The organism is Shewanella sp. WE21 (genome assembly GCF_002966515.1).
GTDB classification, from domain to species: domain Bacteria; phylum Pseudomonadota; class Gammaproteobacteria; order Enterobacterales; family Shewanellaceae; genus Shewanella; species Shewanella oncorhynchi.
The window spans coordinates 2,339,826-2,365,209 of the sequence record NZ_CP023019.1; the positions used below are offsets into that span (position 1 = coordinate 2,339,826).

A 25,384-nucleotide genomic window follows, 5' to 3' on the forward strand; every position below is an offset into this window, starting at 1 on the left:
TACGTGGTTTTATCGGATTTTGACAGAATATGTCATAAAAAAGCACACCCTAGGCGTGCTTAGTTTTAGCTGATGACCATGCTCGCCAACTGATTGTTTGGCCTAGTTATTTTTGAGTTAATTCATCTTCCCAGCGGACTTGGGCGCCACGAAAGCCGTCAACTCGTTCGCTAAAGGCTTTTTCAAGCACATGGCGTTTGATTTTGAGGGTAGGCGTGAGCGCATCATTCTCAATCGTCCAAGGATCACTGACCACGACAATCGCATCGACATGTTCGTGTGACTCTAAGTGCGGATTAACGCTATCAAGTGTCGCTTTGAGTGAGGAGCGGACTTCTTCGCGGGCTTGTAGATTTGCCCCTTCGGATAACTGCACTAGTGCGACGGGATGCGGCAGACCAGAACCAATCACGCAGATCAGTTCAACATGGGGATCCTGTGCCAGTTTACGTTCGATAGGCACGGGCGCTACATATTTGCCCTTGGCGGTTTTAAAGTTGTCTTTCACTCGGCCAGTAATAGTGACACAACCATCGGCATCAATTGAGCACAAATCGCCTGTGTGGAAGAAACCATCAGCATCGAATGCCGCTGCAGTAGTTTCAGGCTGCAGATAATAAGCAGTCATTAATCCCGGACTCTTGAGCAGTAGCTCACCATCCTCGCCTTGGCGGATCTGGCAATCCTCAACTGGGCGGCCAACAGTACCAATTTTACGCGCATCAAAAGGATAGTTGATGATCGAATAGGCACAGTTTTCTGTCATACCCCAAGCTTCGCAGATATTAAGACCAATACTGTGATACCAGTGGATCAGTGATGGCGGAATAGGCGCCGAGCCAGAGCCGAGTAGACGACAATGGTTCAAGCCTAAACCCTTATGGATTTTGTATTTCACAAAGCTGCTAAGCAGTGGGATTTTCAATAATAGATTAAGTTTACTGACCCCAATTTTGTCGATGATGTTTTTCTGAAACAGGCTCCATAACCGTGGTACCGAGAAGAATACCGTTGGTTTTGCTCGTTGAACATCGACAACGAAGGAGTCGAGACTTTCAACGAAAGCCACCACACTACCTGAGTAGAAGGATGAGCCTTCAATCGCAACGCGCTCTGTGATATGGGCTAAGGGTAAATAGGATAAAAGTCTATCGTTGCCATCGGTGCGCAGGTCACGGACTACTGCTTGGCAAGTCCAGCCATAGCTGGCGAAGGTTTGAATCGCGCCCTTAGGTTGGCCAGTCGAGCCAGAGGTATAGATGAGTGTCATCACTTGATCTGGAGTCGGCAGCGGGGCATTAATTAAGGGATAGCCTAGCTTAAGTAATTGTTCCCATTGATATTGTGCTGGCATCGTATCATAGGGCATGGCAAGGCGTAGTAGCTCGCCGCCGACACCGGGTTCTTGGTCAGCCCAATGGTCAAGCTTGCCGAGAAAAATGGCTTTTGCGCCACTGTGTTGCAGCACATAGCGAATAGTATCTGTGTTGGCGGTAGGGTAAATAGGTACGCTGACATAGCCGCCGTGCATCAACGCGAGGTCGGTGATAAACCATTCGGCACAGTTTTTAGAGAGAACGGCAATTTTATCACCACGCTCTAAGCCTAAGTGATGTAAGGCTCCGGCAAGTTGTTGAACTTTTTCTTGAACTTCAGCCCAAGTAAAATCAAGGAATTGACCCTTGATCGGTTGGCGTAAATAGACTTGGTCCCCCTGAGTCTTAGCCCAGTGCGCCAGCATTTCAATTGGCGTCTTAATCGCTGTATCCATTGGCAATTCCCTGTTATTTATTGTTCTTTTGGCTGTACCCAGTATGGCGAGTTTTGTGAGCTCGCGCAAATAGTTTACAAGATTGTAAAATATGAGAATGGAGCGCAAAGCCTACAAGTTGAGTGTGAAAGCAAGATGAAGAGAGTGGCGAGCAGGGGGTTGGATTGTGTTGGCAACAAAAAAAGCGCCGTAGCGCCTTTTCGTTTATAGAAGGTGAAATGCTAGCGCTTACAGCTCCATCACGCCGTCCATTTCAACTTGAGAATCCTTCGGCAATTGCTTCACGCCGATAGCAGCACGGGCTGGATATGGCTGGCTGAAGTAACGGCTCATGATTTCATTCACTTTAGCGAAGTGGCTTAAATCAATCAGGAAGATGTTGAGCTTAACGATATCGTTGATTGAACCACCCGCAGCAGCACAAACCGCCGTTAGGTTTTCAAATACTTGCACGACTTGTGCTTCAAAATCATCGCTGACAATTTGCATTGTGCTTGGCACGAGCGGGATCTGGCCAGATAAATACACTGTGCTGCCGACTTTAACCGCTTGTGAATAAGTGCCTATGGCCGCTGGGGCGTTTTCGGTCGCTATGATGATTTTTTCTGCCATGACGCTCTCTTTAGTGTTGAGTTAATTAACGATTACGGGACGTGCGCAGTACTTCGGGCAGTACCCTAATTCGGCGCATCACGTTGGCTAAATGGATCCTGTCTTTCACCGAAATCCGCAGGTTGATCAAATACACGCGACCATCACGTTCTTCAGTGCTGAGGTTGTGAATGTTTGAACCTTCGGCGGCAATGATCGAGGTGATCTTCGCCAGTGCACCTTGGTGGTTAACGATTTCGACCCGCAGATTGGCTTGGTAATCAACGCCTTCAACATTATCCCATTGTACGGGAATATATTTGTCTGGCTCGCCTTGATAACCACGAATATTGGCACAGTTTTCCATGTGTACCACTAAGCCCTTACCTTGGCTCACGTGGGCTATCACAGCATCACCTGGGATGGGACGGCAACAGTTAGCGAAGGTAACGAGCATGCCTTCGGCGCCACGAATTGGCATCATGTGGCCGTCGCGACTTTCTTGATTCTCAAGATTATCGCCAATCAAACGCTGGGCGATAACAATACTCATGGCATTGCCAAGGCCGATGTCGGCGAGCAGCGAATCGAGCGTCGTATGTTTAGTATCGCGGATCACTTTTTCAATCTGCTCAGGCGCAATGCTATCGAGTTTAGTTTTGCCTAGCGCATGGTTGAGCAGGCGGCGACCAAGCGCAATCGCATCATCACCTTTAAGGCTTTTCAGCACTTGGCGGATTTTAGCGCGAGCTTTACCGGTTACCACAAAGTTCAGCCAAGCGGCATTAGGACGGGCGCCTTTAGCGGTAATGATTTCAACGGTTTGGCCTGAAATTAACGGCTGACTGAGCGGATACGCTTGGCGGTTAACACGGGCGCCGACGCAGGTATTACCTACATCCGTATGCACTTCGTAGGCAAAGTCTACCGCGGTGGCATTGACGGGTAATTCCAGAATGCGACCTTCAGGGGTGAACACATAAATCTCTTCAGGGAAGAGTTCCGTCTTCACGTTTTCAACGAATTCGAATGAGGTGCTAGCGCTTTGTTGTAACTCCAACAAGCTTTGCATCCACTTACGGGCACGCACTTGAGTCGTCGTGCCTTGGCCTGTTTGTGCACCGCCTTTGTAGGCCCAGTGTGCAGCGACCCCTTTGTCAGCCATCTGATCCATATCTTCGGTACGAATTTGGATCTCAACGGGCACGCCGTGTGGACCAAATAAAGAGGTATGGAGTGACTGATAACCGTTGGCTTTGGGGATAGCGATATAATCTTTGAAACGACCGGGACGAGGCTTGTACAGTCCATGCATGGCGCCGAGTACGCGATAACAAGTGTCGATGGAATCGACTATCACCCTAAAGGCGTAGATATCCATCACTTCTTGGAATTGCAGCTCTTTACTCTGCATCTTGTTATAGATGGAGTAGAGGTTTTTCTCGCGACCTTTGACTTTTCCCGGAATACCCGCATCGTTTAAGCGCGTATACACAGCGGCTTCAATGCCTTGGATCAATTCTTTGCGATTGCCACGGGCGGCTTTAACGACTTCTTTAAGCACCCGATATCGCATTGGATAATAAGCTTGGAAACCTAAGTCTTCTAACTCTGTCTTGATGTTATGGATACCGAGACGGTTAGCGATGGGCGCGTAGATTTCTAAGGTTTCGCGGGCAATACGGCGACGTTTGTCGGGACGCAGTGCGCCTAAGGTACGCATGTTGTGGGTTCTATCGGCAAGCTTGATGAGGATAACGCGGATATCCTGCGTCATCGCCATCATCATTTTACGGAAGTTTTCAGCCTGAGCTTCTTTCTTGTCGCGAAATTTAAGCTTATCGAGTTTTGACACGCCTTCGACGAGTTCGGCCACCGCGACACCGAATAGTTCGGCTAAATCGTCTTTGGTGACATGGGTATCTTCGATGGTGTCATGGAGCAGTGCTGCCATCAGCGTCTCATGATCAAGACGCATGTCAGCAAGGATGCGGGCAACCGCAACCGGATGAGTAATATAAGGTTCGCCACTCGTGCGCATTTGCCCTTCGTGGGCATCGCGCGCAATCTGGTACGCCTGCTTGAGCAATTCTACCTGTTCAGGTTCTAAGTAACCGGAAGCAGACTCCTTTAGACCTTCAAACAGATACAAGTGGCAGCTCTCCTTTTACCTAAATAGGTTTTTACTCAAAAACTATAATGAACGACCTTCAGCAATGGCTGCAACCGCTGCAATTTCAGCGGCTTCACGTTCACGCACCGTTTGACGCTCATCGGCATCTAAGGTGTGAGCATTAACTAAACCTAGTTCGATTTCACGCAGGGCGATAACCGTGGGTTTGTCGTTCATCTCTTCAACCATAGGGTCTTTACCCTGCACGGCGATTTGGCGAGCACGACGCGCCGCAACCAAGATCATATCAAAACGGTTGCCGATTTGTTCTACGGCGTCTTCTACAGTTACGCGAGCCATGTGTTGAAACTCCAGTTTATCTAGGGAAAAAATGACGCAAAATTGTACACTATGACAGCTATCCTGCCAACAGATCGTGAAGCATATCATTTTGCGCGTGGATCTGACTAGCACCTGTTAAGCGCTGACTGCGAATGATGGCACGCAAATCGGCTAAGGCAGTGTCAAAATCGTCGTTGACGATAATAAAATCATATTCTTTATAGTGGGACATTTCCGATACGGCTTGTGCCATACGGCTGGCGATAACATCGCTACTGTCTTGTCCGCGACCTGTTAGGCGGCGCTCTAGCTCGGCTTTAGAGGGTGGTAGAATAAACACACCAACGGCCTCTGGCATCACGGCTTTAACTTGTTCGGCACCTTGCCAGTCGATATCGAGGAAAACATCGATACCTTGGGTGAGCGTATGCTCGATCACATGGCGCGAGGTACCATAGTAATTGCCGAACACTTCTGCCCATTCAAAAAAGGCATTTTCAGCAATTAAGGCTTTGAATTGCTCAACATTAACGAAGTGATAGTGTTGACCATCAACTTCACCTGGGCGTGGTGCGCGGGTGGTATGAGATACCGAAACCTGCATGTCGGCTGGCTTGTCTTTAAGCAAGGCTGAAATCAACGATGATTTACCTGCGCCACTTGGCGCCGACACAATAAATAAATTTCCGCGTGCGGTCATGAGCTAAATATCCAATGGGTTAACGCAAGAAGGGCCCAGAAAGCCGAGTATTATACCGATTTTGACCATAGAAATACTAGGGCTTGTTGGCTGGCAATTTAAGCCTATTTTAGATTTACTTCGATATTATGTGCATTTTTATCCGACTTGGGTCGTAGGCACTGACAATTGCGGGTAAATTGGTTACGCTCGTGCGAATAAGGCAATGAGTGTCTTTTTGTATCTCGTTTTTACAACAATAAAGGAAGGGTCGTGCTGTTAAAATCTCTTTTCTGCCTTCACGGGCGTGATTCTCGTCCCCGTTTTGTCGCAATCAGTGTTGGCGTTTACGTCTGTATTGCATTTGCCGCCGCTGCTTTTGGGGCTAATTTTCTGATGTATTTGCTGGCATTGTTGGGTCTACCTTTATTAGGGCTCACCAGTTTGCGTCGTTTGGCCGATGCCGATAAGTCAAAAGGCTTGATTGGCGTATTTCTATTGCCGTTAATAATTTTCATCGGCCTGTTAGCGGCCGGTGTGCATATTGCCTTAATTGGATTGAGTTTAGTGTTAGCCGCGGGACTGACATTTTGGGGCTGGCGCTTTCCTGCACCAACGATAGTGGATTATCGCTACGGTTATTTCGGTCCTGAGCTGGATGCACCAACATCACAGGCAATGCCTAGGCGCCGTGTGGAACCGACTATCGTTCCTAAAACCATCGCACCTAAAACCATAGATCCTAAAATCGTAGATCCTAACACTATAGACCCTAAAGCTATGGCATCTAAAACTGCCATAGATCCTAACATCATTGACCCTAAACCTATTGTTGCTCAAGACGTTGCCGTAAGACAATCGGCAAAATCTACCTCTCATATTCAAGCACAACCTCAAGCTGAAAGGCATGAGCCGCATGTTGAGCAGCTTCATGCCCAAACCATTAGTGCTGAGACTGTGTCTGAGCCAGAGGTCGATTTATCGACCCATGTTGAATCTGTTTTAACATCGCCGAGGATTGAGCCGAGTGTTAGCGCGGCGGAGGCTGAGCGAGAGGCGTTGCGTCAAGATGAGCTGCGCTTTGATGCGTTAACTCGAATGACGCAGAATCCTGCCGATTTTGTGATACCAGACAGCCATGCGGATTTCCGTCCTGCTAATACTAGCCGCGTTGAACAGACCCACATTGAGTTGGTCGATGTCGATGTGGACAATGTTGATTTGAAACATGTCGACTTTACTGCGGCGCAATTAGATCCTGCCGAGCGTAGTGCTGAACCCGGTTGGCGTTTTACCGCCGAAGAAGATGACGAGTCTGACAGCTTTAACGATAGAGATCATGCCGAAGAAGTGCGTCAGCGCCGCGCCGAAGCAAAAGATTCTGGTTCGATGACCGAGCTATTTCGCGGTTTATTTGAGTTTTTGGCGCCACTAAAGCGTTTCTTGGTGTTGCCTAAGATTAAACTGCCGAAAGTGGAACGCCGTTATTGGCGCCCAGCAGGAATTGGCTGTGGTGTGGTGCTCTTGATTGCCTTGGTGTGGGGCCTTTGGCCAAATGGTGACGCTGAGACGGGTGATGGTGCAGAAGTTGTCACGGTTAACGCGATTGCGCCCTATGCGGGTGAGCGGGTGACGCTCGCGTTACCGGACGGTTTTTCTGTGGCGCTGGAGGATGACATCTTGATCATGCGTTGGCTAGGTGAGAAAGGTAAAGCACAAAATCTGTGGTCCTTAGCGACGGCAAAGGGAGATAAAACTTGCAGCGTCTTATCCTTTAACAATGGCACTGACTATCGCCCTGTGACTGTGGATCTGAAAGCGGATTCCGCTTCAGAGGCGCGATTCTCACCACTCGATACTCAGGCCATCATTATTGACCTCGCCCGTCGAGGTAATATTAGCCTGTGTGGTTATAAGTTCAGTCTTAAGGGCAGCCAAGCGATATTGGAACAAAATCGCACCTTTGGCGGTTATATTGCTCGTTAAAAAAGTCTGCAGCTAAGTCGATAAAAATTCTGCTTAAATGCTAGTCACAATTAGAGGGGTAGATTACACTTTTGCTCCTCTTTTTCTCAAACCGTACTTTAGGTTGTTTAGGTCGCTGCGGTTTGGGGAAACACCTTTAAATTTGAACTGAATATATCAATCCAGCATGAATACAGAATTGACCTTAGTCATTATGGCTGCGGGGCTAGGTAGTCGTTTCGGCGGCGATAAGCAATTGGCGGCACTCGGCCCCGCGGGTGAACCCATGTTGGTGCTATCAATCATGTCGGCCATTCGCAGTGGTTTTCAGCGTGCTGTGCTGGTGATCCGCCCAGAATTAGAAAGTGAATTAACTGAGATCCTGACACGATTTTTGCCAGCTGATTTTGAATATCATTTTTGCTATCAAGTCTTAACGGATTTACCCGAAGCGGCGCAGTTGGCGGATCTTAGCCACAGGCTTAAACCTTGGGGACGGCCCATTCACTGTGGAGTGCGCGCCATCTCGTTAAAGGGCCAATGGCCGTTATCAATGCCGATGATTTTTATGGTGATAGCGCTTTTGCTTCCTTAGCCAAAGGCTTAAGCACTAGGCCAACTGAGTGGATGATGGTGGCCTATCCCATAGAACTCACGTTGTCGGAACACGGTGGTGTTAACCGTGGTCTGTGTCAGGTTGAAAATGGTCAGCTTAAATCGGTCGCCGAATGGCTTAATATCGCCGAGCAAGCAGGCCACTTAATGGGTGATGGCCCGCAGGGTCATGCTAATTTGCCGGCGCAGTCCTTGGTCTCTATGACATGCTGGGGCTTCTCCCCAAACATATTTGATGTTATTAAACGTGAATTAACCGAATTTATCGGGCAACAGGGGCAACAACCTAAGTCTGAATGCTATTTACCCGCCATAGTACAAGCGGGAATTGAGCAAGGTTTGCCTGTGTATGTCGATGTTGCCTGTGAGCCATGGCTTGGCGTGACTTATCCGCAGGACACTGTCTGGGTAAAACAAAAATTAACGGAGTTATTGAGTGATTAAACTCATCAGGCAGTCAGTGTTGCCTCATTTTGGTATTGAATCTGCCGAGGCAAAAATTTCTGCCCTCGGTAATGGCCACATCAATGACACCCTTTTGGTGCGCTGGCCTGCGGGCGAATTAGTATTGCAGCGAATTAATACTGAGGTATTTAAAACGCCCAACGCTTTGGTTAGCAATGCCGATAAAATTAGCCATCATTTATGCGCTAAGTCGTTGCAGCAACAATACGGCCTTAAAGTCGTTAGCCCATGTTTAACCCAAGAGGGTAAGCTGGCTATCGATTTAGGCGAGCAAGGATTTTGGCGTGCTATCAGTTACTTGCCCCATAGTCTTAGCATTGAAGTGGTTAAGTCGGAACAAGAAGCGGAAATGGCGGCCAAGGCCTTTGGGCATTTTGCCTCTGCCTTGAGTGATTTTGATGCGACAGAGCTTGAAGATGTGATCCCTCAATTTCACCATTTACCGGGACGCATGGCCTTACTAAAGCAGGCCGCTGAACTCGATAGTCAACATCGCTTAGCGCTCTGCCGTCATTGGGTCGATTACGCGTTATCTCAGCAGGCTTTGCTGGATGAACTTGCAGAAATATCGCCAAAGCTGCCGCTACGAATTTGTCATAACGACACTAAAATCAATAACATGCTTTTTGATAAACGTGACATGTCCAGCATGGCGATTATCGATTTAGATACCTGCATGAAAGGTCATCTTATGTATGACTTCGGCGACATGGTACGCACTTTCTGCTCGCCAGAGGAGGAAGACTCTACGGCCTTGGATAAAGTCCAAGTGCGTCAAGACATCTTCGCCGCGATTTGCCGTGGCTACTTGAGCGAGTTGGGTGACGTCTTAACGGAAGACGAAAAGCGCAGTCTGTGGCTCGGTGCTCGGGTGATTTGTTTGATGATAGGTGTGCGTTTTTTAACGGATTATCTTAACGGTGATGTGTATTTCCACATCCACCGCGAAGGCCATAATTTAGACCGCGCGGCCAACCAGTTTACCTTGTACCAAAGCTTGCTCGACCAAGAGGCTGCGCTTAAAGCTAATTTCTAATTCAGCGCTTGGATATCTGCGCATTGGTATTTGTGTACTGATCCAATGCATTATTAAAGCGTGTAGTCGAAAAACTTACGACTTTGTGGGCCTGCGCTATTGGTGTTGACCTTGTTGGGGTGTTTATATTCGCCCCAACTTGCCACGTTGCGGCCCACGTTAAGTTTAGGGAAACTCAGTGGCTCGCTTAAACCTAATGCGACATCGCTATTCTCCGCGTTTGCTTCCATTCCCAAAAATTGCAGTAACTGACTTAAGCTTCCTGCATGGCTCACATCGATTGAAATAAAGTCTTCCCGCCCATTAAAGTAAGCGAACACTTCTTGCTGATGCTTTTGATAACAAGTAATTAAGTGCTCACTGCTGGCAGGTTCCGCCACTTTATCTATGGCGAAAGTATGCCTAAAACTGCGCTTTAATATTGGATGGAAGCGGCCCGTTTTTTCATCCAAATGGGGCGCCATTTTACCAAGTAACATCTGCATTGACGGCAACCAAGTATTGATATCGCGGTCGAGATAGACAAACACAGCCTCGGGAAATAATAAATCCAACTGCTGATAATCGCTGAAACAAGGCGTGTCAGACACGGCGTCGGCCAGCATAAATGCCTGTTTAGTAAAGGCCATGTGTGCCACTTTTAGCCCTTGCTCCAACAGCGCCACACTCACACTCGTGGTGCCTGTGCGTGGCAAACCTATGATAAAGACCTTCTGCTTTTTCACCTTTATCTGTTCGTCACTGAGCGCATTCGACTGGGCTGGATGCATTGTATCTGGCGTAGCAATCTGTGAATTACCAGTAGGTTGAACATTGCCGATACGCTGTGCATTAGCAGTAGATTGTACGTGAGTAGAGGTTGGTGAATTGTTGGCGTTATCAGGCATAGGTTAGGCTCAGAATGTGTGTCAGCGGTGCGGTAAAGCCGTAAGTTTTCACTTCGGCGTTTCACATTGGCGTGTCAAATCAGCGGCGGCAGTATATCTCAGCGCGAAGGCTTTGTCGGTGACTATACATATTTGTCGGTGGCTATACATAAAAGTCACGCGCAACGCCAATGCACCACTAAGTTGTATGATAGCTGCACTGTAACTGGACAATAATAGCAAGTGGCTGACCGCAAGGCTTAGAAACAGAGCTCCCGGATTACCAACAAGGCTCATTTCCCTGCATAGCCATGTTGGTATTGATGAGGCGATTATTAGTGCTATTCGACTCATAAAGTGAGGCGAATAGGTTTGTTAATCGCCTCATTATGTGAGGCAAATAGCGAATATCACCTCAAAGCCAAAGTACTCAATCGGATGTTAGACGGCGATTTTGAACTAGGGATTAATAGTAGCCAGTATCAAAAAGTCGCGAAGGTTAGTCGCGCCACCGCAACTCGTCATCTTGCGCAAATGGTCGAACAGCGCTTTTTAGTAAAAGCCGGCGCTGGCGGCCGGAGTACAAGGTACTTATTGCCGAGTGGAAAATAGAGGCAAGTTTACCTTTGTGGTGGTGCTCAATGATCACTTGCCGAACATCTTTCCCGTGTGTAATGACGGCCTATGTCGTAAGTAATCGATTAGTTTAAAGCCTAGGCTGTATTAACCCTTCTCGTAAATGATAAAACCATTCTGCAAATCGCAATTTGAATCAAATTGTTATGTGATATATTCGCTACAACTTTGATTGTTAGTCTTGGGGCATATCTGGCTATGGAACAGGTCGGGATTTACGAAAAGCTTATTACTCAACTCATTGAGCAGCGTTTAGATAGGGACATATTTTTTGTTGGAGAAAGGAAGCTAGAGGTTGCTGAGGCAAGTATTTGGCTCTCGCGTTTTCTGACGAAAGTAATTGAATATGTAATTAATTCAGTTCCCGCCGATGAAAACCAAGTCTTCAATCAAATCAGTTTGGCTAACCGGTTAGTGATGTGGCTCAAAGAGCACATTAACGATGATGATTTTATTAATGAAAATCTTATCGATAGCCAAGGTAGGATACTTACAGCTCTCTTTAACAAGCAAAATCCTATTGCAACTGATTTACCTAAATATACGGCCGCCATATTTCCATTAACGGGGCTCACTCAGAGTGAGCTTTTTTGTGGTAGTAATGCGGGATTATCGCTTGAGAGTGAGCTTAAGCGTGAGATCCGCTCATCGGATAAAATCTATTGGCTGGTGTCATTTATCAAGTGGGCGGGGATTCGCATCTTCAAGCATGAACTTGAGGAGTTTACACGCAGTGGTAAAGAGTTACGCATCATCACTACATCGTATATGGGCGCGACTGATGCTAAAGCCGTCGAGTTTCTAGCCAGTTTACCCAATACCCAAGTTAAATTAAGTTACAACACTAAGCGTGAAAGGCTGCATGCAAAGTCCTATTTATTTCTACGAAATACGGGTTTTCATACCGGTTATATCGGTTCTTCAAATTTATCGCATTCAGCATTGACCAGCGGGCTTGAGTGGAACCTTAAGATCACCACCCAAGAAATTCCCCACATCATTGAGAAATCACTCAGTACATTTGAAACTTACTGGCAATCGAACGAATTTGAGCTTTTTAGCGGTGATGCGAGTAGTAAAGAAAAGTTAAACAATGCGTTGAAAGAAGCGAAAGGCAGTGGCACTGAATCGAGCTCATTTCATTTTGACATTAAGCCGTTTGCGCATCAGCGAGAAATCCTCGAACAGCTTGCAGTAGAGCGAAGCGTTCATGGCCGTTTTAAAAATCTCATCGTCGCGGCAACAGGCACGGGTAAGACTATTATTTCCGCATTCGATTTCGCGCGGTTTTATAAGCTGCATCCAGAAGCCAATTTTCTATTTGTTGCTCATAGGCAAGAAATTTTACAGCAAGCTCTCAGTGCTTATCGCGGTGTGTTAAAGAATAATCAATTTGGCGAGCTATGGGTGGCAGAGCATAAACCTAATAGTTACAAACATTTATTCGCATCCATCCAAAGCTTGAATCTGCAACTTGATACCCTGCCATTAGCTGCTGATTTTTATGATTATATTGTTATTGATGAAGTCCATCACGTTGCTGCGAATAGTTACCGTGGGCTATTAGCTCATTTTGAGCCGACGATTTTACTTGGGCTCACGGCAACCCCTGAACGGCATGATGGTGTCGATATTCTGGCTGACTTCTGCGGTGTCATTGCCGCTGAAATACGTTTACCCGAAGCCATCAATCAACGGCATTTATGTCCATTTCAATATTTTGCGATCGACGATAACACCGACCTTAGCAAGTTAAATTGGAGCCGTGGTCGTTATGACGTCGCTGAGCTGAGCAATTTATACACTCACAATGAACAACGCGTGACGCGCATTATTCGCAGTCTAGCTGAAACCGTAACTGATATAGACAATATTAAGGCGTTAGCCTTTTGTGTAACCAAGGAACACGCCGAGTATATGGCGAAGAAGTTCAATTTGGCGGGGATCAGCGCCGATGTGCTGACCAGTGATAATAGCTCTGAACGGCAACAAAAGCGGCAGAGCTTGGTCAGTGGCAAATTATCCATTTTGTGTGTGGTGGATATTTTTAACGAAGGTGTCGACATTCCAGAAGTGGACACCTTGTTGTTTTTACGGCCAACGGAAAGCTTGACCATATTCCTGCAGCAACTTGGCCGTGGCTTGCGTCTCACCGATGATAAGCAGTGCTGCACAATATTAGATTTTGTTGGAAATTCACGTGATGAATATGATTTCTCACAAAAATTTAGAGCATTAGTCGGTAAAACCAATCAGTCGATAAAAGATGAAATTCTGAATGACTTTCCGCATCTACCGCTAGGGTGTCGAATTGATCTTGAGGAAAAAGCGCAGTCGATGATTTTGCGCAATATTAGCCGCGCAACACTCAATGCCAATCGATTAACCAGTCTAATGGCAAACTTTAAACATCAGACTGACTTGCCGCTCACGCTAGGCAATTTTTTATGCATGAACCCGCAAGTGACCTTGGAAGATATTTATCGAATAAAGATTAATGGCCAATGTGGATGGACCTTATTAGTCGAGGCTGTTCAGGGTAATCAAATTGCTGAACCTACTGCGCAGTCCGATTTAGCCAAAGCCTATTATCGCGCGATTAACTTCCACTTACTCAGTTGTACTTCATTATCCTATTTAAAATTTATCAAACAGTTATGCAAAAATGATTTTGTCTTTAATGGGTTGGATCCTATTCAATATCAGTTTGCCTTGATGTGTCACTACAACTTTTGGGATAAATCAGGAGCGGCTTTAAACGTTAACAGTCTAGCGGCTAGCTTGCTGATGCTACGCAATAAGCCGTTGCAAGAAGAGTTATTAGCTGTATTGGCGATACTGATTAACCGGATACACCATCAAGAAATGGATTTAGAATTGCACCAACCCACCGCTTTGAAAGTGCATTCTCGTTATACTCGCGAGCAAATTTTAGCGGCGATGGGTGCAAGCACATTTGCTGCTAAATCTCCTTCAAGGGAAGGTGTGCTTGCGATTAGTGAGCAAAACCTTGAGTGCTTATTTGTCACGTTAAACAAATCAGAGAAGCAGTTTTCACCGACAACCATGTATCACGACTATGCCATTAGCGAACATCTATTCCATTGGCAATCGCAAAATAGCGCACGGCCAGAACGAGGTCGAGGTCTTAGTTATATTGAGCAACAAAAGCTGGGGAAAACCGTGCTGTTGTTTGTTCGAGAACAATCAAAAGATGAAAATGGCCGCACGATGGGATTCGTGAATTTTGGCAAAGTGCATTATGTCAGCCATAACGGTTCACAACCCATGAATGTCACATGGCGATTAGAACAGCCAATCCCTGATGTAATGTGGCATGACGCGGCTAAACTGGCAGTGGGTTAAATATTACTTTCCTAGATTTTTCCCAACTTCTCCATCAAAAACTCAATCAATACTGTTACTTTGGTCGGTTGGTATTTTCGCTGTGGGTACACAGCATAAATGCCATGTTCGGGGAGGGGATGGTCTGCGAGCAAGGCTTGTAGGCGGCCTGCTTGTAAGTCGGCGTCGACCATGAAACGGGGCTGGTTGGCTATGCCTACACCATCGAGAGTGGCTTGGTGGATAGCGTCACTATTTGAGCGCTGTTATAGCAGTCGCCTTACCCTATGCTCTAACCCGTTCAGGATGCTGTGCTGGATATGTGGGGGGAAATCATCTGGCAGTTGCGCTTGTATCCGTTGGATAACCATAGGCGTTTTTTCAACAAACTCCTCAAGAAGCTCGTTCATGGCTTGTTGACTAAAGCCGACTCGATTTGCCGTAGCGAGAAAATGGCGGGGAAAGATTTGTTCAATCTGGTATTTTTTCCCTTTAGTGGCTGTCAGTCCCATGGCCAGTTTCGCATCGCGGATGTTAAGTCCTGTACCATCCAGCACTGGATAAACGGAGATGATGTCGTAGAGTGGGGTAAGCTCGTATTTTCCTTCGGGCCTGATAAATAGCGAAAAGTTTTTAGCGTGGCCGTCTGTCGCCGCCAGTAACCAAAATAACACTTGTGCTTTCATGAAGATGCGCCGATCTCTTTCTGGGGCAAGCGATCCCATCAATACGTACATTATCTCGCTAATGCCTGGTCCGTCTTGGTTCTCGTATTTCCTCGCTGAGGGGATATTAAGGGTTTGGCAAAAATCTTCCTGTGGTAGGCGCATCAGCCAACTATTGTCCGCTGCGTAGCGGCGATCGAAGCGTTCGACCGCGAGCGCCTTGATATTCCCAACCTTAAGGATTTCGCAATCGGGAACTGGTAAACCATATTCTCGAGCAATAGACATGCACAGGTACTCGTTTTCGACACTGTCCGATAGATCTAAGGTGTGGGAATGGGTGACTATCTGGCCGATAGGGAGTTTGATTATGTGACTGGTTGGCGTTGAACCATGGGGTAAACACCACAGACCATCATATTTCAGCAGGGCGGTTTTTTCCTGTGCTCCAGCAACTGAGATCCGAAAATCGTCATATTCTTCGAGCATGCCTAATGGGATCTTGGATTGGTAACCTGCTAAGACCCGTACTAGGGCTGCGTCATCCAGTGGTTCACATTCAATTTTTTTAATGTCTTCGGGTTCAATACCTTGTGGTACCAGTTGCAAGGCTCCGACACTATCTTGGCCGACTTTAGTCAGTAAATCGAAGGGTTGGGTTGAACTAGCTTGATAGCGTGCGAGGATACGCTGGCGAATTTCCGGTGAGTCAGGCAGTAAGTTATCAAAGAAGTTATAAACTTCATTGCCCTGATAATGGCGTTGGCGTAGAGGCATAGACAACGATATGGGGCGATTTCCTGGAATAGCCAGCCAGTTGCTATTGTATTGAAATCGATGGGCGCCTGTATCTTCTTTAGAGAAAGTACCGACTAGAAAGCCATTCATATAAACGTCAAGTGCAGCCATTACCACTCCTGAGCCCATTGCTTATTGTCAACTGAGCCTGTATCACTGTCACTCGCGTTGCGAGGTTTGAGTTCTATTTCGAGTTCGAGGGCTGATAAGAGTTTGAAAAATGTATCAAGTTTAGTGCTGTCGGGATTCTGTTCGAAGTTGGAAATTGTGCCTTGGCGTAAGCCAATTTTCTCACCAATTTTAGCCTGAGAGAGTCCCTGTGATTGGCGAACATCTTGTATATAAGCGCTAAGCTGTTTGGTTGTGGTGATCTTCATCTTGAATTCCCATTATTTCCCAATACGCTTTAAAGTATAAACATAATTTAACACGCTACAGCGTATAGTCAATATTTAAGACGCTACAGCGTATAATTTGTTTATATACGTTATAGCGTATAAATAGGGGCTAAAAATGCAAGTGTAGTATTGATTAAAAACATAAATCGGATTGTTCAAATGATCCGCTATCAGCCTCTCGAGAGAGTCAGTCTGATGGTCTCTGGTCTATTGTTTATTTCTCATAGGGGGTGAAAGAGAGTTGTCCTTCCTCATTACTGACAAGTGAAAATTTACCCTAACTTGCCACTCGCCAGCTTCTCCATCAAAAACGCTATCAATACACTCACCTTAGTCGGCAGATATTTCCGCTGTGGATAAACCGCATAAATGCCATGTTCGGGGAGGGGATGATCTGTGAGCAAGGCTTGTAGGCGGCCAGCTTGTAAGTCGGTGTCGACCATGAAACGGGGCAGGTTGGCAATGCCTAGACCATCGAGTGTGGCTTGGTGGATGGCATCACTATTGTTGACTTGATAGTTACCGTTCGGCTGGATGCGAGTGGGGCCCTGCGGGCTTAAGAAGGTCCATTCAACACCATCACGAAAATATGAGTAGAACAAACAGTTATGTTGGCTGAGTTGCTGCGGCGTTTGTGGCACAGCGTGGCGAGCAAGATACTCGGGTGAGGCGCAAATGACACTTAAACAAGGGGCGATTTTACGGGCAATCAGGCTTGAATCTGGTAGCTCGCCTATACGAATTGCCAGATCAAATCCGCCAGCAATTAAATCGGTTGTCTTATCATCCATCTGCATTTGCAGCTGTATTTTCGGGTAACGGCGCAGAAACTCGGGGATCAAAGGTGAGATATGCAAGCGGCCAAATACCATAGGGACGGCGATGCGTAAATTGCCCTGAGGCGCTTGTTGTAGCTCAGAAATGGCGTCCAAGCCGTCTGCTGCGAGTTTAACTGCAGGACGAACATAGTCAAAATAGCGGGCGCCCGCTTCGGTAAGACTTAAGCTGCGAGTGGTACGGTGCAAAAGTTGAATACCCAGACTTTGTTCTAATAGGGTAATGCGTTTACTCACCGCCGATTTACTCAGTCCAAGCTTTTGACTGGCCAGCGAAAAGCTACCGCATTCCACTACAGTGACAAAGATAGGTAGTGCTGAAAAGTGCTCCATGGTGTCCTTAGATTATCGCGTTCCCCTGCCATTATTGTTGATGATACCTCAACAGTCAGTTTTTATTATCGTGGTTATCATTGCCCTTGATGCAAGGTAGACTAATGCACTTGCTGATTGCGAGTGTCGACTGTGGAGCCTAGTTATTTTCGCGCTCATCGCTCATGTTTATCGCTTATCTTGATTACTGCTAGGTAGTTAGCCACAGTGTTGCCGCAATCGCCGATGTACCATTCTCTATGCCACTGAACGGCATGGGATGGGTCTTAGCTATTTTGTCAGAAAGAGAGTTTCTATGTCCTTGCCTTACCAATGGATTTTGTTCGATGCCGATGAAACCCTATTTTATTTCGATGCCTTAAAAGGGCTTAAATTGATGTTTAGTGAGTTTGGGGTCGATTTTACCCAAGCCGATTTTGATGAGTATCAGTTAGTTAACAAACCACTTTGGGTTGATTATCAAGATGGCAAGATAACTGCCTCCGAGTTGCAAACCATACGTTTCGAACCTTGGGCTGCCAAATTATCTGTCACGGCCATGACGCTCAATAGTGCCTTTTTATCAGCAATGGCCGAAATTTGTTCGCCGCTACCCGGTGCCCGCGAGTTATTAGCCGCGCTCCAAGGCAAAGCCAAATTAGGTATCATCACTAACGGTTTCACTGAGCTACAAACCGTGCGATTAGAGCGTACAGGCTTACAGCATCATTTTGATATTTTGGTGATTTCAGAAAAAGTCGGCATAGCCAAACCTGATGTGGGCATCTTCGAGCACGCCTTCGAACTCATGGACCATCCTGAGCGTGATGCTGTGCTCATGGTCGGTGATAACCCGCATTCAGATATCCAAGGCGGCATCAATGCAGGTATTCATACTTGTTGGTATAACGTCCACGGCCACGATGTACCCGCCGGTATCGCCCCGCACTATCAAGTGAGCTCGCACCAAGAGCTGCAAAAAATCCTGTTACCGTAAACGATTGTTCACTGAGCCTAGCTCAGTACTTCGCACGCGATAGGTTTGGCTAAGAGTGTGATATTCCCTCTATGCCATAAAATACAAAAAGCCCTTAAATTAAGGGTTTTTTGGTATCTAAAACGTGTTAACTATCATTACTCAACGTTTTGGATCTGCTCGCGCATTTGCTCAATCAGCACCTTAAGTTCAACTGCGGCTGAAGTGATTTCAGTGCTGATGGATTTAGAGGCGAGAGTGTTCGATTCGCGGTTAAATTCCTGCATCATAAAATCTAAACGGCGACCTTCGCTGCCGCCTTTTTTGAGGATACGGCGAGCTTCGGCCACATGGGCTTCGAGTCTGTCCATTTCTTCGGCGACATCTTGTTTCTGAGCCAGAAGCACCATTTCTTGCTCGATGCGGGCTGGGTCGAGTTCACCTTTGATTTCCGCAAGGCGGTTGGTGAGCTTTTCGCGTTGATACAGCATTACCGTTGGCATGTGCTCGCGTACGATGGCGATTTGCTCGCTGACTCCGTCTAAGCGGCTTAGCAGCATGTCTTTGATGGCTTCGCCTTCACGGCCACGGGCTTCGATGAATTGATCTATGGCTGAGTCGAAGGCTGTCATCAGATCTGCGCCGATGGCATCCATATCTTGTTCACCGCTCGCTAGTACGCCCGGCCAGCGCAGGATGTCGGTCAGATTGACATCGCCTTGTCCCGCTTCTTGCTTGAGCCAAGTGGCGGCGCCTAATAACTGTTTTGCTAGCGCTTGATTCAACTGCAGCTCGTTATTGCTGTTGTCTGCCAGCTCGTAGCGCAAATTGACTTCAACTTTGCCGCGGCTTAAACGTTTACGAAGGCGGTCGCGCAGTACGGGTTCGAAGCTGCGGAATTGCTCGGGTAAACGTAGGTAAGTTTCGAGATAACGTTGATTGACTGAGCGAATTTCCCAGGAGGCAGTGCCCCATTGTGCTTTGTGCTCGATGCGAGCGTAGGCTGTCATGCTTTGGATCATGGGTTGTCCTAATGGTGTAATCGTCATAATGAGAGGCGATTATAGAGTCAATGGCTTTAGGATTAAAGGCATACAGTAAATATACCCAAGCTACCTGAAGATACGAGTTTCAGAGCGCCTAGGGTGCTTCAATTCAAGGCGCAGCAATGACAGAATGTCGGCTACCTTTTGAATTGATGCAACACGGAAGTGAAGTGCCCTAGGCGTTCCGTCCCGGCGGCTGATGTTAACCACGGGGTAACGCACTTTATGCTGCGTTGGTTATTTTTAACTTAGTCCACTAGGTCCGCAAATAACCGCAATCGCCATGGATGGCGTGAATGCCATTTATGCAGGAGCAATAAATGGCCTTGCCTAAAGTGCGTTAAACTCCCGCTGAATTCTGCATCTTCAGGTTGTTTGGGTATAAGGACACGGATTAGGCGTTTGAGTGTGATGAGTTTGCCAGAGAATCACCCTAAGCATGGCATCCTAAGGCTCAAGCCCTTATAATATGCAGCCAAAATCGGTCAATGACTCAGAATACAGGAATCTCGCATGCGTCCAAGTAACAGAACGCCAGCACAAACTCGTCCCATCACTATCACTCGCCAGTTTACGGCCCATGCCGAAGGTTCTGTGTTAGTGGAATTTGGCGAAACGAAAGTGCTTTGTACCGCCAGTTTTACTGAAGGTGTGCCACGTTTCCTTAAAGGTCAGGGTCAAGGCTGGGTGACGGCGGAATACGGCATGTTGCCACGTTCGACCCATAGCCGTATGGATCGTGAAGCCGCTCGCGGTAAGCAATCTGGCCGTACGCAAGAAATTCAACGTCTTATCGGTCGTGCCCTACGCGCCTGTGTGGATATGAAAGCCCTAGGCGAAAACACTATCGTGATCGACTGTGATGTGATCCAAGCTGACGGTGGCACACGCACTGCCTCTATCACTGGCGCCTGTGTGGCCTTAGTGGATGCGTTGAACTGGGCGCGTGGTAAAGGCATCATTAAATCTAACCCGCTGAAATTCCTTATCGCTGCTGTCAGCGTCGGTATTTACAAGGGTGAAGCGATAAGCGATCTAGAATATATCGAAGACAGCGCCGCTGAAACTGACATGAACGTCGTGATGACAGAAACGGGTAAGATCATCGAAATTCAAGGCACCGCCGAAGGCGAGCCATTCAGCCACGAAGAATTACTCGAACTGTTGGCATTGGCGAAGAACAGCATTCGTGAAATCGTCGATGTGCAGAAAGCCGCACTGAACTAATATTGTGGTGATGAAAAAGCCCCGTCATGTTATAGAGTGCGGGGCTTTTTATTAACTGCAACTTTTTATTTGCAGCAAGATGCTAGTGTTAGACAAGCCCTGTACCGAATTAAATGTTACCCAATAAAACATTACCTAATAAAAACCAATAAAATACAAAGTCGTAAGGAGATATTGTGAAAGCTTATCAACGTGAGTTTATTGAATTTGCCCTAGAACGTCAGGTGTTGCGATTTGGCGAATTTACCCTTAAATCGGGCCGTATCAGTCCTTATTTCTTCAATGCGGGTTTGTTCAATACTGGCCGTGACTTAGCGCGTTTAGGTCGTTTTTATGCCGCTGCGTTAGTGGACTCTGGCATTGATTACGACTTGCTGTTTGGCCCTGCTTACAAAGGTATTCCGATTGCTACGACTACGGCCGTTGCCCTGTGTGAGCATCACGATATTGACATTCCTTACTGCTTTAATCGCAAAGAGAAAAAAGATCACGGTGAAGGTGGCAGCTTAGTCGGTAGCGAGCTGAAAGGCCGCGTGATGCTCGTCGATGACGTGATCACTGCGGGTACTGCGATTCGTGAGTCGATGGAAATCATCGAAGCCCATAAGGCACAATTAGCGGGTGTGTTGATTGCTTTAGACAGGCAAGAGAAAGGCAAGGGCGAGTTATCGGCCATCCAAGAAGTTGAGCGTGATTTTGGCTGCGGAATAGTAGCAATTATTAAACTCGCCGACCTAATCAGTTATCTGTCTGAAAAGCCTGGAATGGAAGTGCAACTTGCCGCCGTGAGTCAATATCGCGAGCAATATGGCATTTAAGTCTAGTGTTTGACGGCTGGTATTGATCAAGCGGCTATCGCAGGCTTGGTGAAATCAGTTAATCAGCCAGCATTGATCTTAGCTAGGTTGAGAAGGGGTTGATTGAGTGGGTATGAAAACAAAAAACGCTGCGATTCTATAGAAGGAATCGCAGCGTTTTTTTATTGAGCTGTATTGGTTGCTATTGATTTCGACACGTTTTAAATAGCGTTAAGTTTCAATACATTTATTTAGACTGGTGCAAAAATTCGGCGCGGGTCGCAGGGTTAGATTTGAAAATACCGCCCAGCGCTGTGGTAGTGGTCGAACTGGTGGAGTCCATCACACCGCGGGATTTTACGCAGTAATGCACGGCATCCATTTTAACGGCAACGTCTTTGGTTTCGAGCAAGGTTTGCAGTGCGACTAACACTTGCTGAGTCAAACGCTCTTGTACCTGAGGGCGTTGAGCAAAGAAACGCACAATACGGTTAATCTTTGATAAACCAATGATTTTTTTGCGTGGTAGATAAGCTATGGTCGCAGTGCCATCGATCGTCACTAAATGGTGTTCGCAGGTGCTGGTGAGGCTAATGTCTTGCACACGCACCATTTCATCGAAGCCCATCTTATTGTCGATAACCGTGATCTTAGGGAAGTTCGCATAATCTAAGCCGGAGAAGATTTCATCGACGTACATTTTAGCAATGCGGCGCGGCGTATCGGCAAGGCTATCGTCTGACAGATCCAATGACATTAATGTCAGGATTTCTTTCATATGATGTTCAATCTTGTCTTTACGTTCTTCACTGCTGTAAACGCTTGGGAGCATTGGGGTTTCAAGTCCACGTTCTAATAACGCGGCTTGTACTTTTACTGCTGCTTCACTTAATGCCATCTTATCCTCCACTACGTCGTAGCGGCTATAACAGAAAACCTATGCTGATCATCGCGTGGTACTTGGGCTGTTCAGCATCAGATACAAATTATTGTTATTCTCGCTAGGGCAAGAATAGGGGGAGGAGGATAGCGCGAATTGCAGACAATTCATACCGAAAACGCGCATAGGCCACATGAAAAAGCCGATAGTCCTTATCGGATATCGGCTTTAAATCTTCCACTGCCAATCGAGTTTAGCCTAGCAGTGTCGGCAAGTTTGAGATAATTCTAAAGTTTCAGATTGGTTTTTAAGAAACCGAGCATTTGTTCATAGTATTTCGCTCTATGCTCATCGTTATAAAAACCGTGGCCTTCATTGTCCATCACCAGTTTTTGGTAAGGATAATTGTGAGCTTTTAGGGCTTTTTCGAGGGATTCGAGTTGAGTTATTGGGGTTCGCTCATCATCTCCACCATGAACTAGCAATAAGTTTGCTTTGAGTTTATTGACGTTATAGCTTGGCGACATGGCTTTAAGTGTCTCCAAATTGTTTCCTAGCACATCTGCTTGATAGCTGCTTCCAGATGATGAGTTTGCAACATCACTGTCATCTTTCCACAGTGGTAAGTCATAGACACCTGCCATACCAATAGCGCATTTAAACATATCTGGCGCAAGCACAGCGCTCTGCAAGGCACTGTAACCACCAAAGCTACCACCAACGATACAGATGCGTTCCTTATCGGCAAAACCTTGGTCAATGACGTACTGGGTTGCGTCGATAATGTCATGCTGAATATCTGAGCCCCATTTTTGATAGCCAGCGCGTTCAAATTGATCGCCATATCCGCCTGAACCACGGAAGTTGACCTGTAGCACTGCTATGCCTTGGCTTGCTAGATATTGGTTTTGTGGGTCAAAGCCCCACCAGTCACGGATACCGTGTGGACCACCGTGTGGATTGACGACTAAGGGTAGGTTTTTAGCTTCTTTACCAAAGGGGAGCGTTAGATATCCATGGAGTTGTTTACCATCCCGGCTGGTGAAACTGATGGGTTTAACATCAGCCATTTGCTCTGGGTCGAGCCATTTTTTAGCGGCGGCTAGATATTCAAGTTTTAGTGTTTTCGTATCAAATATGTAGTAGTCGCCAGGGTTTCGATCGTTAAACGCAAGTATGACGAGTTTTGCTGCATCTCGGGTTTCGCTAACAATTCGTACTTGGTGACCGGGGAGAGCACCCAGCAGATCTTTTAGCAATTTAGCGTGCGAATCCTCATTATCGACAAAGGCATAACTTGGGTAACCATTTTCAAACTCGACGGCGTAAAGTTGTTTATTGGTGCCGTTAATCCAAAAGTTGCTAGGGTCAACGTTTTTATCCTGAATGATTTCAGTTTTATCGCCCGTTTCGAGATTAATTTTATAAACCCCTAAGGTTTCACCTTGGGAGCGTCCCGCTGCATAAATCGTATTTTTGTCATCGGCAAAGGAGAGTGGTTTAAAGTCAGTTAGACTTAGGTTGAGTTTGTCAGTATTTATCCAGTCACCATCTTTGCGATAGAAGACTTTAGTGATGTTTTGTTTGTCTTCACCTGCAACGAAGCGAACCTCTCCATCATGGTCTGTCATAAAGCGAGCTTGGCCAATAGGTGAGCCTGTGATGCGTTTGCGTGTGCCATTGAACAAGTCTACGCGATAGACATCTTGTAACAGTTCCACGTCCAGATTGATCCTATCATTCCATGGAATAGCATTAACTAACATGTAGCGTTCATCATCTGGCAGAGGATCGAGGATAAATGCGCTCGCCCGCATAGGGGTGTTTTTCTTGATATTTGAACCTGTTTGTTGCTCGCCACTCTCGAAACCGAATAGATACGCTTTTCGTGAACCATCGGCATTTACCGCCATCAATTCACCGTAGTAGATAGGTGTATCTTGCCAGCCTTTTAGGTATTCTTTTGCCAGTACCAGTCGCTCACTGTTGGCCCATTCATAGTCGCCGACTTGAGCATTACCGGGAAAACGTATCGCATTGAGGAGTTTTTTGGTTTGGGTATCTAAGACTAAGAGAACGTTTTTACCTTCGACACTTGTGATAGCGCTTAAGTATTTACCAGTAGGCGATATTTTTACATCCGAGTACTCATCATCTTTGCTGAATAACTGTGCTTGCGATAACGCATTCGCGTTAGAGCTATTGGCTGCAAAGGTGGATATTGGAAGTATTGGTAAACAAAGTGTCGCCAACATGGCTAATCGGAAGAGTTTCATCTGACATCCTTGTAAAATCATTGTGTTTTTTGTTTTTAAAATGTTTTTCGAGGATAAAACAAAAGATGGAGCGAAACAAGGAAGGAATATCGAAAATAAAGGACGATAGTTACCGTCCTTTATGCTGAAAAATCATTAGCTTTGTAAAAGTTGGTGCTGGATAAAATGCCACTGTTCATCGAAGTGTGTCGTCGGTTTGAGTTTGAATTCACTTCGTACAAATTGGGCGATGCGGCCTTCGGCAAAGGCTAACAGTAAATTGGCTAATATGGCTTCGTCTAAGTTGAAGCCTTTACCTTCTCGCAGGGTTTTTTCCCGTAAAATTTGCTTTAACTGGGTTTCAATTTTGGCAAATAAGTTACCAATACGGCTTCGCAGGCGTTCATTTTCACCGAGTAGAGCATCACCGTTGAGAACGCGTGAAATTCCTGGGTTACGCTCGGCAAAGATCAGCAGCAGTTGCAGTACCAACTGGCAGCGCTTCATGGTGTCTTTTTCGTCATCCATGATTAAATTGATGCGCGACAATAACGACTCTTCGATAAATTCGATTAAGCCTTCGAACATCCGCGCTTTACTCGGGAAGTGGCGATACAGTGCGGCTTCCGATACACCGACTTCTGAGGCCAGTTTCGCTGTGGTGATCCTTTGTCCTGGGTTGGTTTCTAGCATCTGCGCTAGACATTGCAGAATGTGTTCACGACGATTAATTTTTGGGCTTACAGCCATTACAGTATCCTTGGCTCAAT

19 protein-coding genes and 3 pseudogenes are annotated in these 25,384 nt (G+C 46.5%); 8 read left to right on the top strand and 14 right to left on the bottom strand.

Features of this window, described 5'->3' with window-relative positions; all coding sequences use genetic code 11:
- Nucleotides 1–106: 106 nt before the first annotated feature.
- From CKQ84_RS10155 to gmk, 5 genes are all read right to left on the bottom strand, one after another.
- Nucleotides 107–1,771 (bottom strand): AMP-binding protein, encoded by a 1,665-nt coding sequence (locus tag CKQ84_RS10155; protein WP_105251159.1) that lies wholly within the window; start codon nucleotides 1,769–1,771, stop codon nucleotides 107–109.
- A gap of 228 nt (nucleotides 1,772–1,999) precedes the next feature.
- A complete protein-coding gene (locus CKQ84_RS10160; protein ID WP_105251160.1) occupies nucleotides 2,000–2,383 on the bottom strand; it encodes a RidA family protein in 384 nt (127 codons plus the stop codon).
- Nucleotides 2,384–2,408: 25 nt separating this feature from the next.
- Complete coding sequence (gene spoT, locus CKQ84_RS10165) at nucleotides 2,409–4,514, bottom strand: bifunctional GTP diphosphokinase/guanosine-3',5'-bis pyrophosphate 3'-pyrophosphohydrolase (RefSeq protein WP_105251161.1); 2,106 nt, start codon at nucleotides 4,512–4,514, stop codon at nucleotides 2,409–2,411.
- Between the two features lie 42 nt (nucleotides 4,515–4,556).
- Nucleotides 4,557–4,835: a DNA-directed RNA polymerase subunit omega gene (gene rpoZ / locus CKQ84_RS10170; RefSeq protein WP_007651394.1), complete on the bottom strand. Its 279-nt coding sequence runs from the start codon at nucleotides 4,833–4,835 to the stop codon at nucleotides 4,557–4,559.
- Nucleotides 4,836–4,893: 58 nt separating this feature from the next.
- Nucleotides 4,894–5,517 (bottom strand): guanylate kinase, encoded by a 624-nt coding sequence (gene gmk / locus CKQ84_RS10175; protein WP_105251162.1) that lies wholly within the window; start codon nucleotides 5,515–5,517, stop codon nucleotides 4,894–4,896.
- 252 nt (nucleotides 5,518–5,769) lie between these two features.
- On the opposite strand from gmk, the gene CKQ84_RS10180 reads away from it, so the two are divergent.
- The 3 genes and pseudogenes from CKQ84_RS10180 (at nucleotide 5,770) to CKQ84_RS10190 (ending at nucleotide 9,577) form a co-directional block, all read left to right on the top strand.
- Complete coding sequence (locus CKQ84_RS10180; RefSeq protein ID WP_105251163.1) at nucleotides 5,770–7,482, top strand: hypothetical protein; 1,713 nt, start codon at nucleotides 5,770–5,772, stop codon at nucleotides 7,480–7,482.
- A gap of 166 nt (nucleotides 7,483–7,648) precedes the next feature.
- A pseudogene (locus CKQ84_RS10185) lies at nucleotides 7,649–8,520 on the top strand (NTP transferase domain-containing protein).
- On the top strand, nucleotides 8,513–9,577 hold the full coding sequence (locus CKQ84_RS10190; protein ID WP_173913172.1) for a phosphotransferase enzyme family protein: 1,065 nt from the start codon (nucleotides 8,513–8,515) through the stop codon (nucleotides 9,575–9,577). Before CKQ84_RS10185 ends, CKQ84_RS10190 begins: the two are co-directional and overlap by 8 nt.
- 53 nt (nucleotides 9,578–9,630) lie before the next feature.
- Here the strand turns inward: CKQ84_RS10190 and CKQ84_RS10195 are convergent, their stop codons facing one another.
- Nucleotides 9,631–10,464: a sulfotransferase gene (locus CKQ84_RS10195; protein WP_105251164.1), complete on the bottom strand. Its 834-nt coding sequence runs from the start codon at nucleotides 10,462–10,464 to the stop codon at nucleotides 9,631–9,633.
- A 396-nt stretch (nucleotides 10,465–10,860) separates the two neighbouring features.
- Between CKQ84_RS10195 and CKQ84_RS10200 the strand changes: the two are divergent.
- Nucleotides 10,861–11,055, top strand: a pseudogene (locus CKQ84_RS10200) (DUF4172 domain-containing protein); the annotation flags it as partial.
- A 222-nt stretch (nucleotides 11,056–11,277) separates the two neighbouring features.
- Nucleotides 11,278–14,445: a DUF3427 domain-containing protein gene (locus CKQ84_RS10205; protein ID WP_105251165.1), complete on the top strand. Its 3,168-nt coding sequence runs from the start codon at nucleotides 11,278–11,280 to the stop codon at nucleotides 14,443–14,445.
- Between the two features lie 11 nt (nucleotides 14,446–14,456).
- On the opposite strand, the pseudogene CKQ84_RS10210 reads toward CKQ84_RS10205, so the two are convergent.
- The 4 genes and pseudogenes from CKQ84_RS10210 to CKQ84_RS10225 form a co-directional block, all read right to left on the bottom strand.
- Nucleotides 14,457–14,684, bottom strand: a pseudogene (locus tag CKQ84_RS10210) (LysR substrate-binding domain-containing protein); the annotation flags it as partial.
- Between the two features lie 6 nt (nucleotides 14,685–14,690).
- Entirely contained in the window at nucleotides 14,691–15,998 is a 1,308-nt protein-coding gene (locus tag CKQ84_RS10215) for a type II toxin-antitoxin system HipA family toxin (protein WP_105251166.1), read from the bottom strand.
- Nucleotides 15,998–16,264 carry a helix-turn-helix domain-containing protein gene (locus tag CKQ84_RS10220; RefSeq protein WP_105251167.1) on the bottom strand — a complete coding sequence of 89 codons (267 nt, stop codon included), beginning with the start codon at nucleotides 16,262–16,264 and terminating at the stop codon, nucleotides 15,998–16,000. Before CKQ84_RS10220 ends, CKQ84_RS10215 begins: the two co-directional genes overlap by 1 nt.
- Nucleotides 16,265–16,557: 293 nt before the next feature.
- Nucleotides 16,558–17,454 carry a LysR family transcriptional regulator gene (locus CKQ84_RS10225; protein ID WP_105251168.1) on the bottom strand — a complete coding sequence of 299 codons (897 nt, stop codon included), beginning with the start codon at nucleotides 17,452–17,454 and terminating at the stop codon, nucleotides 16,558–16,560.
- A gap of 295 nt (nucleotides 17,455–17,749) precedes the next feature.
- Between CKQ84_RS10225 and yjjG the strand changes: the two genes are divergently transcribed.
- Nucleotides 17,750–18,430 (top strand): pyrimidine 5'-nucleotidase, encoded by a 681-nt coding sequence (gene yjjG / locus CKQ84_RS10230; protein WP_105251169.1) that lies wholly within the window; start codon nucleotides 17,750–17,752, stop codon nucleotides 18,428–18,430.
- Between the two features lie 137 nt (nucleotides 18,431–18,567).
- Here yjjG and CKQ84_RS10235 read toward each other — a convergent pair whose 3' ends face one another.
- Nucleotides 18,568–19,431 (bottom strand): YicC/YloC family endoribonuclease, encoded by an 864-nt coding sequence (locus CKQ84_RS10235; RefSeq protein WP_105251170.1) that lies wholly within the window; start codon nucleotides 19,429–19,431, stop codon nucleotides 18,568–18,570.
- A 537-nt stretch (nucleotides 19,432–19,968) separates the two neighbouring features.
- Between CKQ84_RS10235 and rph the strand changes: the two genes are divergently transcribed.
- Together rph and pyrE are read left to right on the top strand one after the other, a co-directional pair.
- Entirely contained in the window at nucleotides 19,969–20,682 is a 714-nt protein-coding gene (gene rph / locus CKQ84_RS10245; protein ID WP_006079862.1) for a ribonuclease PH, read from the top strand.
- 176 nt (nucleotides 20,683–20,858) lie between these two features.
- The gene (pyrE, locus tag CKQ84_RS10250) at nucleotides 20,859–21,500 is read left to right on the top strand and encodes an orotate phosphoribosyltransferase (protein ID WP_006079863.1); all 642 of its coding nucleotides are present in this window, start codon (nucleotides 20,859–20,861) and stop codon (nucleotides 21,498–21,500) included.
- Nucleotides 21,501–21,726: 226 nt separating this feature from the next.
- On the opposite strand, the gene folE is transcribed toward pyrE, so the two are convergent.
- The 3 genes from folE to slmA all read right to left on the bottom strand — a co-directional run bounded on the left by folE (nucleotide 21,727) and on the right by slmA (nucleotide 25,364).
- On the bottom strand, nucleotides 21,727–22,377 hold the full coding sequence (folE, locus tag CKQ84_RS10255; RefSeq protein WP_006079864.1) for a GTP cyclohydrolase I FolE: 651 nt from the start codon (nucleotides 22,375–22,377) through the stop codon (nucleotides 21,727–21,729).
- 269 nt (nucleotides 22,378–22,646) lie between these two features.
- Nucleotides 22,647–24,635 carry a S9 family peptidase gene (locus tag CKQ84_RS10260; RefSeq protein ID WP_105251171.1) on the bottom strand — a complete coding sequence of 663 codons (1,989 nt, stop codon included), beginning with the start codon at nucleotides 24,633–24,635 and terminating at the stop codon, nucleotides 22,647–22,649.
- Nucleotides 24,636–24,770: 135 nt separating this feature from the next.
- Complete coding sequence (gene slmA, locus CKQ84_RS10265; protein ID WP_105251172.1) at nucleotides 24,771–25,364, bottom strand: nucleoid occlusion factor SlmA; 594 nt, start codon at nucleotides 25,362–25,364, stop codon at nucleotides 24,771–24,773.
- Between the last annotated feature and the right edge of the window lie 20 nt (nucleotides 25,365–25,384).